The organism is Micrococcus sp. KRD026 (assembly GCF_017168445.1).
GTDB lineage: Bacteria > Actinomycetota > Actinomycetes > Actinomycetales > Micrococcaceae > Micrococcus > Micrococcus luteus.
The window spans coordinates 222,427-230,222 of sequence record NZ_JABFBA010000009.1; the positions used below are offsets into that span (position 1 = coordinate 222,427).

At 73.4% G+C, this 7,796-nt stretch carries 8 protein-coding genes; all 8 read right to left on the bottom strand.

Annotated features, from left to right (window positions below; genetic code table 11):
- Positions 1-35: 35 nt before the first annotated feature.
- The gene (locus J1M40_RS04120; protein ID WP_206450487.1) at positions 36-1,037 is read right to left on the bottom strand and encodes a regulatory protein RecX; all 1,002 of its coding nucleotides are present in this window, start codon (positions 1,035-1,037) and stop codon (positions 36-38) included.
- Positions 1,034-2,098 (bottom strand): recombinase RecA, encoded by a 1,065-nt coding sequence (gene recA, locus J1M40_RS04125; RefSeq protein WP_070708704.1) that lies wholly within the window; start codon positions 2,096-2,098, stop codon positions 1,034-1,036. The genes J1M40_RS04120 and recA overlap by 4 nt, the downstream gene beginning before the upstream one ends.
- A gap of 210 nt (positions 2,099-2,308) precedes the next feature.
- On the bottom strand, positions 2,309-2,527 hold the full coding sequence (locus tag J1M40_RS04130; protein WP_002856506.1) for a DUF3046 domain-containing protein: 219 nt from the start codon (positions 2,525-2,527) through the stop codon (positions 2,309-2,311).
- A 98-nt stretch (positions 2,528-2,625) separates the two neighbouring features.
- Positions 2,626-3,027 (bottom strand): helix-turn-helix domain-containing protein, encoded by a 402-nt coding sequence (locus J1M40_RS04135; RefSeq protein WP_036315027.1) that lies wholly within the window; start codon positions 3,025-3,027, stop codon positions 2,626-2,628.
- A 108-nt stretch (positions 3,028-3,135) separates the two neighbouring features.
- Entirely contained in the window at positions 3,136-4,419 is a 1,284-nt protein-coding gene (locus tag J1M40_RS04140) for a hypothetical protein (protein WP_102708367.1), read from the bottom strand.
- A gap of 80 nt (positions 4,420-4,499) precedes the next feature.
- Positions 4,500-5,021 (bottom strand): CinA family protein, encoded by a 522-nt coding sequence (locus tag J1M40_RS04145; protein ID WP_169577768.1) that lies wholly within the window; start codon positions 5,019-5,021, stop codon positions 4,500-4,502.
- A 10-nt stretch (positions 5,022-5,031) separates the two neighbouring features.
- Positions 5,032-5,646, bottom strand: coding sequence for a CDP-alcohol phosphatidyltransferase family protein (locus J1M40_RS04150; RefSeq protein WP_044658592.1), 615 nt, complete (start codon positions 5,644-5,646; stop codon positions 5,032-5,034).
- Positions 5,643-7,796: DNA translocase FtsK (locus J1M40_RS04155; RefSeq protein WP_241252045.1), on the bottom strand; the 2,154-nt coding region annotated here is incomplete at its 5' end. The genes J1M40_RS04155 and J1M40_RS04150, both read right to left, overlap by 4 nt.

The window sequence follows — 7,796 nt, forward strand, 5'->3', positions numbered from 1 at the left end:
CCATTCTAGGAACTCCGGGCGCGGCCCGGGTCCGCTCACTCCTCGTGCTCGGCGAGGACCTCCTTCACGACGGCGAACGCGAGGCCGCCGCCGTAGCCCTTGCGTCCCAGCATGCCGACGAGGCGGCGGGTCACCTTGTCCCGCTCGGCCCGGGCCTCCGGCGAGGCACCGCCGGGGACGGTGCGGCCCCGCAGCCGTCGGCGCACGAGGTCGAGGGCGGCGGCCCGTTCGTCCTCGCCGTCGATGGCCTCGAGCGCCTCGGCGGCGATCTCCCGGTCCACGCCCTTCTGCTGGAGCTCGTGCCCGAGGGCACGGCGCGCCAGGCCCTTGCTTCGGTGACGGCTGCGGACCCAGACCTCGGCGAAGGCGGCGTCGTCCACGAGGCGCACCTCCTCGAAGCGGTCGAGGACGCGCTCGATCAGCTCGGGCTCGGCCTGGCGCTCGGCGAGCTTGCGTTCGAGCTGGCCGCGGGAGCGGGGGCCCAGGGCGAGCTGGCGCAGGACGACCTCGCGTGCGGCCTCCTCGCGCTCACGCGGTGCGGTGGGCAGGGGCGCCGGGCCGGGGCGACGTCGGGGGGTCTCGACGGCGGGGCGGGGATCCACGGCCGGGCGTCCCTCGTCGCGAGGACGGCCACGCCGCGGGGGCGTGGTGGCCCGCTTCCGGCCCCGGCGCTCGATGTCCGCCCGGGTGTCCTCGCGCCCGGACCAGGGCAGCGCACGGGGCCCGGCGCCGGGCGCGGGACTGGGCAGGTCGCTCGCGCGAGTCAGCAGGGCCCCGAGATCCGGTGCCGCGCCGGGGGCGGGGTCCGGGACGTCCCCCGCGGGGGTTCCGGCGTCGCGCGCGGGCACGGCGTCCCGCGCGGCGTCCGCGTCGGACGACGTCGGCTCCGGTGCGCCGGCCAGGTCGAGCCACATCCGGCCCACGTCCGAGTCCCGGGCGTCGTCGAACGCGGACGCACCGGAGGCGGAGCCGCTCCGGCCGGTCGTCTCCGACCGGTGGGCGGCCCCGCCTCCGACGTTCCTGCGCGATCGGGTCATCCGGCCGCGGTGTCCCCCGGAACCGCGGTCAGGGCCGGGGCCTCGTCGTCCTCGGCCTCCGGGGCCACGCCGATGCCGAGCTTCGTGAGGATGCGCTCCTCGATCTCGTTGGCGAGGTCCGGGTTGTCCCGGAGGAAGCGACGGGCGTTCTCCTTGCCCTGCCCGAGCTGGTCCCCGTCATAGGTGAACCACGCGCCGGACTTCTTGACGATGCCCTCCTCGACACCCATGTCGATCAGGCCGCCCTCGCGGGAGATGCCGACCCCGTAGAGGATGTCGAACTCGGCCTGCTTGAAGGGCGGGGCCATCTTGTTCTTGACGATCTTCACGCGGGTGCGGTTGCCGACGGGGTTGCCGGCCTCCTTGAGGGTCTCGATGCGGCGGACGTCGATGCGCACGGACGCATAGAACTTGAGCGCCTTGCCGCCCGTGGTGGTCTCCGGGGAGCCGAAGAACACGCCGATCTTCTCGCGCAGCTGGTTGATGAAGATGGCCGTGGTCTTGGTCTGGTGCAGGCGGCCGGTCACCTTGCGCAGCGCCTGGGACATGAGGCGGGCCTGCAGGCCGACGTGGGAGTCGCCCATCTCGCCCTCGATCTCGGCGCGCGGGGTCAGCGCGGCCACGGAGTCGATGACGACGATGTCCAGGGTGCCCGAGGAGACGAGCATGTCCATGATCTCCAGGGCCTGCTCGCCGGTGTCCGGCTGGCTGACCAGCAGGGCGTCCGTGTCCACCCCGAGCTGGCGGGCGTAGACCGGGTCCAGGGCGTGCTCCGCGTCGATGAAGGCCGCGATGCCGCCGTTGCGCTGCGCGTTGGCCACCGCGTGCAGGGCCAGGGTGGTCTTGCCCGAGGACTCCGGGCCGTAGATCTCCACCACGCGGCCGCGCGGCAGGCCGCCGATGCCCAGGGCCACGTCCATGGCCACCGAGCCCGTGGGGATGACCTCGACGGGTGCCTGGGTCTGGTCCCCCAGCCGCATGACGGAACCCTTGCCGAACTGCTTGTCGATCTGGGCGAGAGCGGCCTCGAGGGCCTTCTCGCGATCCGTCACCTTGCTCATCCTTCACCCCTAGCTCTGGTGGTGCTGCCGCGGACGCTGGAGCGCCCGCCTCGGTCATGTCCGTGAATCTACGGGGGGCGGCGGACACGATAAGCGTGGCCGGCCCCGCCTGTGCACGAGATCACCCCGTCGCACTGCTGTGCAGGACTCTACCGCATTCTTCGAACACGTGTTCGAACAGGGGCAGTGCCCCGCCAGCGCGTCGCGGCGTCAGCGTTTCGGCGGCACGTCCCGACCGAGACGCCGCTCCTGGGGGATCTCATGCAGGTCGCAGACCGCCAGCCAGACCCGCCGCGGGTCCACGCCGGCGGCGAGCGCCGCCGTCGCGGTGGTGTCCAGGCCGGGCAGGTGCAGGGAGTCGGCCACGAGGCCGGCCCGGGCGGGGCCGAACTCCTCGTCCATCAGCCGGCGGAACTCGCTCTCGCGCACGGGCGGTCCTCTCTGTGGTCGGTCGCGGGGTCAGGGACGGGGACGCAGACGGCGCGGGCGCCCCGAGACGGGGCGCCCGCGCCGTGGGTGTGGCGGGGTCAGCGGCCGGCCAGCGAGCCCAGGCTGGGGTCCGTGAGGTCGTCCGGCAGGGTGTCCGGGACGACCATGCCCTCCTGCTCCACGAGCCGGTCCGAGACCTCCCGCAGCAGGTAGGACAGCGGGATGTCCAGCGCCTGGCAGATCGAGGCCAGCAGCTCGGAGGAGGCCTCCTTCTGGCCGCGCTCCACCTCCGACAGGTAGCCGAGCGAGACACGGGCGTCGTGCGAGACCTCGCGCAGGGTGCGGCCCTGGAGCTGCCGGACGTCGCGCAGGACGTCGCCGATCTCGTGGCGGAGGAGGGGCATGCTGCGCTCCTTGATGTCGGGGGCGGCCGCGCGGGGACGGGGCTGGTCATCGACCCAGCGCGTGATTCCGTGGGAATGGACGGGATGTCGCATCATGTCTATCGCCTGCTCCTGGACTTTTCCTGAAGGGCGCCGGGCCGCGGGCCTGATCCCGCCGGGGCACTCTTCTTGACTCGTTACATTCAACGTCGGGCGGGGTCGCGTTCATTCCCGAGACATGGTCTCCTCCGCCGTCGGGCCCTCGGCGGCCCCGTCGCCCTCGTGCCGCTCCGAGCGCCGATGTCGTTCCCGCAGGGAGTACGTGGCGTTCCGGATGCGGTCGGAGTCGTCCAGGCTCGAGCCGACGGCCCCGGCCATCGTGCCCATCGACGCCGCGAGCCACACGAGCCGCACGTAGTCGCGCACGCCGCCGGGCTGGTCGAGCTCCTCCTCCAGATACTCCACGGGGATGATCATGAGCGCGACCAGCAGCAGCGTGACGAAGAGCAGCACGTAGACGACGGTGCAGGCCAGACCGACGGTGAGCACGGTGGAGAGGTTGTCCAGCCGCGAGCTGTGCCGGTGGGTCGCACCGTGCGTCCACAGGCCGTTCGTGGTGACCAGCCACGCCACCAGCAGCACCACGGACAGCACGCTGACCGCCGCGAGCCGCACCGGGGACATCACGCTGGAGAGCACCCAGATGGAGCCGAAGAACACGCCGTAGGCACCGGCCGCGCTGGCCGAGGCGATCGTGAACGTCATGTCCCGCGGCATGAGCAGCGGCCGGTTGGCCATCACCATCCCGGCCAGCAGACGCAGCGTGCCCGTCCAGCCCTTCACGTACACCGTGGACGTGCGCCGGGACCCGCCGCCCATCCGGGTGGTCGTGGTCACGTCCGCGTCGACGTCGACCAGGGGGGCGATGCCCCGCAGTGCGGCCGTGTCGGGCTCGGGGGGCTCGTCCGTCGGGGACGGGCCGTCGTCCTCCTCCACCTCGCCGGACTCGTCGGAGGACTGCACGTCCAGCTCCCCGTCCGGCGGGTCCACGTGGGGGGCGGTGTCGATGTGCTCGACGATCCGCAGCACCGTCTCCCGCAGCCGGCGGGCCGGGGTGATGACCCCCAGCGCCGGGACGCACACGACGCCGACCCGCAGCTGCGGCACGACGTCCGCCACCACGCCGCGCCGGTCGTCGAACCGGGGCAGGTCGACGACGGCGACCACCGTGTCCCATCCCTGCCCGTCTGCGAGGGAGCGGACCGGCTCCTCCAGGACCATGCCCCCGGTCGCACCGACCGGCAGCGACTCCTGCCGCGTCTCGACCCGCCAGCCGCCGGGCTGCGGCAGGCGTTCGTCGAGCCGGTCCTCGACGTCCCCGGCGATGCGGCGCACGAGAGCCCACGGGGTGCCCGGGTCGGCCACGAGGCCGATGACGCGGGGGCCCGGGGCGTCGTCGCCGTCCTGCGGTGCATGCTCGGGCGGGGTGGGAGGCGATGCGGTCTCCATCGCGCCGAACCTACGCGGCGGGGCGGGCCGGCACCAGGGACGGGGCGCCGAGGCGGGTCGGTCGGCGCCCCCATGCAGCCTCAGTGGCCGGGGCCGGCGAGCAGGTGCGTCAGGGCCTGCAGCGCCGCGGCGACGGTGGCCTCCCGGATCGCGGCCCGGTCGCCGTCGAGCCGGAGGAGGATCGCGGTGGCCGCGCCGTCGCGCTCGCCGCCGAGCACGTCCAACGCGTTCGCGTCCGCGTCGGGCACGGCCAGGCCGAGCCACACGGTGCCCACCGGCCGGCCCTGGTGGGGCTCGGGCCCGGCGACGCCCGTGGTGGCCACGCCGACGTCGGCGCCCAGGGCCGCCCGGGCGCCGAGGGCCATCCGTCGGGCCACGTCCGCGTCCACCGCCCCGACCCGCGTGAGCAGGTCCTCGGGCACACCCAGCAGGCCGGTCTTCACGGCGTTCTGGTAGGCCACCACGCCACCGTGCAGCACGGCCGACGCCCCGGGGACGTCGGCCAGGCGCGCGGCCAGCAGGCCGGCGGTGAGGGACTCCCCCGTCGCCACCGTGCGGCCCGCGTGCGCGAGCGCGTGCACCACGTCCTGGGCGCCTGCCATGGTCATCGCCTCAGGCCCCCCGCTGGGCGGCGAGGGCGTCCCGCCGCAGGACCCACGCGTCCTTGACGTACTCCAGGCCGGTCAGCACCGTCAGCACGGTGGCGGCCCCGATGACCACCCAGCCGGCCCACGGCCACCAGCCGCCCACGACCGGGGCCAAGGGCAGGAGCAGCAGGCCGATGCCCACGGTCTGCAGCACGGTCTTGAGCTTGCCGCCGCGGCCGGCCGGCATCACGCCGTAGCGGATCACCACGAAGCGCATCAGGGTGATGCCCCATTCGCGCACCAGGATCACGATGGTCACCCACCACCACAGCTCCCCCAGCAGGGAGAACAGCACGAGGGCCGTGCCCGTGAGCAGCTTGTCCGCGATGGGGTCCGCGATCTTGCCGAAGTCGGTGATCAACCCGCGGGCGCGGGCGATGTCCCCGTCGAGCTTGTCGGTGTACATGGCCGCCGCGAACAGCGCCAGCGCGAGCCACCGGGCGACGAGCGAGTCACCGCCCCACGGCCCGCCGACCCACAGCGCCCAGGCGAAGAAGGGCACCATCAGGATGCGCACCGAGGTCAGGATGTTCGGCAGGTTCCAGGCGGACACGCGCTGCGCCCCGCCCGCCGCGCTCATCTGCCCGTCAGCTGCCACGCGTCCTCCGATCCCTCATCATCGTCCTCGTCGTTCCAGTCCACGGCGGCCGGGCGCGAGTCCAGGTCCTCCTGCACCAGGTCGCGCGGAGCGGCCGACGCCGAGGCGTCGCCGTCGCCGGTTCCGGCCGAGGCGTCGCCGTCGCCGGAGGTGGCCGAGGGCGGGGTGTCTCCGGAGATGGTGGCGAGCACGTCCGCGAGGTCGTCGGGCTTGACCAGCACGTCGCGGGCCTTGGAGCCCTCGGAGGGGCCCACGACGCCGCGGGACTCCATGAGGTCCATGAGGCGGCCGGCCTTCGCGAAGCCCACCCGCAGCTTGCGCTGCAGCATGGACGTGGAGCCGAACTGCGTGGTGACCACGAGTTCGACGGCCTGCAGGAGCAGGTCCAGGTCGTCGCCGATGTCCTCGTCGATGACCTTCTCGGTCTTCTCGGGGATCACGTCCGCGCGGTACTGGACCTGCATCTGCGACTTCACGTGCTCCACGACGGCGTGGATCTCGGACTCGTTGACCCACGCCCCCTGCACGCGCATGGGCTTGGACTTGCCCATCGGCAGGAACAGGGCGTCGCCCTGGCCGAGCAGCTTCTCCGCGCCGGGCTGGTCCAGGACCACGCGGGAGTCCGTGACCGACGACGTCGCGAACGCCATGCGCGAGGGCACGTTGGCCTTGATCAGGCCCGTGACCACGTCCACGGACGGCCGCTGCGTGGCGAGCACGAGGTGGATGCCGGCCGCACGGGCCAGCTGGGTGATGCGCACGATCGCGTCCTCGACGTCGCGCGGGGCGACCATCATCAGGTCCGCGAGCTCATCCACGATGACCAGCAGGTACGGGTACGGGCGCAGCACGCGCTTGGAGTCCGGCGGCAGCTTCACCTGGCCGGCCCGGACGGCCTTGTTGAAGTCGTCCACGTGCTTGTAGCCGAACGCCGCGAGGTCGTCGTAGCGGGTGTCCATCTCCTTGACGACCCACTGCAGCGCCTCGGCCGCCTTCTTCGGGCTCGTGATGATCGGGGTGACCAGGTGGGGCACGCCCTCGTACGCGGTGAGCTCGACGCGCTTGGGGTCCACCATCACCATGCGCACCTCGTCCGGGGTGGAGCGCATGAGGATCGAGGTGATCATCGAATTCACGAACGAGGACTTGCCGGCGCCGGTGGCGCCCGCCACGAGCATGTGGGGCATCTTCGCGAGGTTGGCCACCACGTAGCCGCCCTCCACGTCCTTGCCGACGCCCATCACCATCGGGTGGTCGGTGCGCTGGGCGGCCTGCGAGCGCAGGACGTCGCCGAGGGCCACGACCTCCTTGTCCGTGTTGGGGATCTCGATGCCGATCGCGCGCTTGCCCGGGATGGGGCTGAGGATCCGCACGTCCGAGGAGGCCACCGCGTACGCGATGTTCTTCTCCAGCGCCGTCACCTTCTCCACCTTGGTGCCGGGGGCGACCTCGACCTCGTAGCGCGTCACCGTCGGCCCGCGGGAGAACCCGGTGACCTGGGCGTCCACCTTGAACTCGGTGAACGTGGTGGTCAGCGCGGCGACGACCCGGTCGTTGGCCTCGGAGCGCTCCTTCGGCTGGGGCCCGGCCGGGAGCAGGGCCGACTGCGGCAGCGTGTAGGACACGTCCCCGCCCAGCTCGGACTGGGTGCCGCGGGCCGGCTCGGCGGTCACCGGCGGCACCGGCGCGGGGGTGCTGGCGGGCACGGCGGAGGACGACGACGGTGCGGCGGCCCCGGAGCCCTGACGTGGGGCGTCGTCCAGGGCGAACGGGGTGTCCTCCCCCGCGTCCTCCTCCGGGGCTGCGGCGGCCGGGGCGGCGGCCTCGCGCTGGGCGCGGGCGTGCTCGCGGACCTGCTCGAGGGCACGGTCCGCGGCCGTGGGCCGGCGCACTCCGGCGGGCGGCTGCGGCTCGGCGTCCGCGTCCTCGGGCGCGTCGTCCTCGTCCACCCACGGGTCGAAGTCGTCCGAGGCGTCCCGGCCCGCGTCCCGCGCGTCCGCGGCGGCCTGCTCGGAGTCGAACACGCCCTGCTCCCCGCGAGCGGCTCGCCGGGGGGCGGGCCGGGGCAGGACCTGTCTCTTATACAAATCTCCGAGCCCACGAGACGGAGCTACATCCCGTATGCCGTCTGC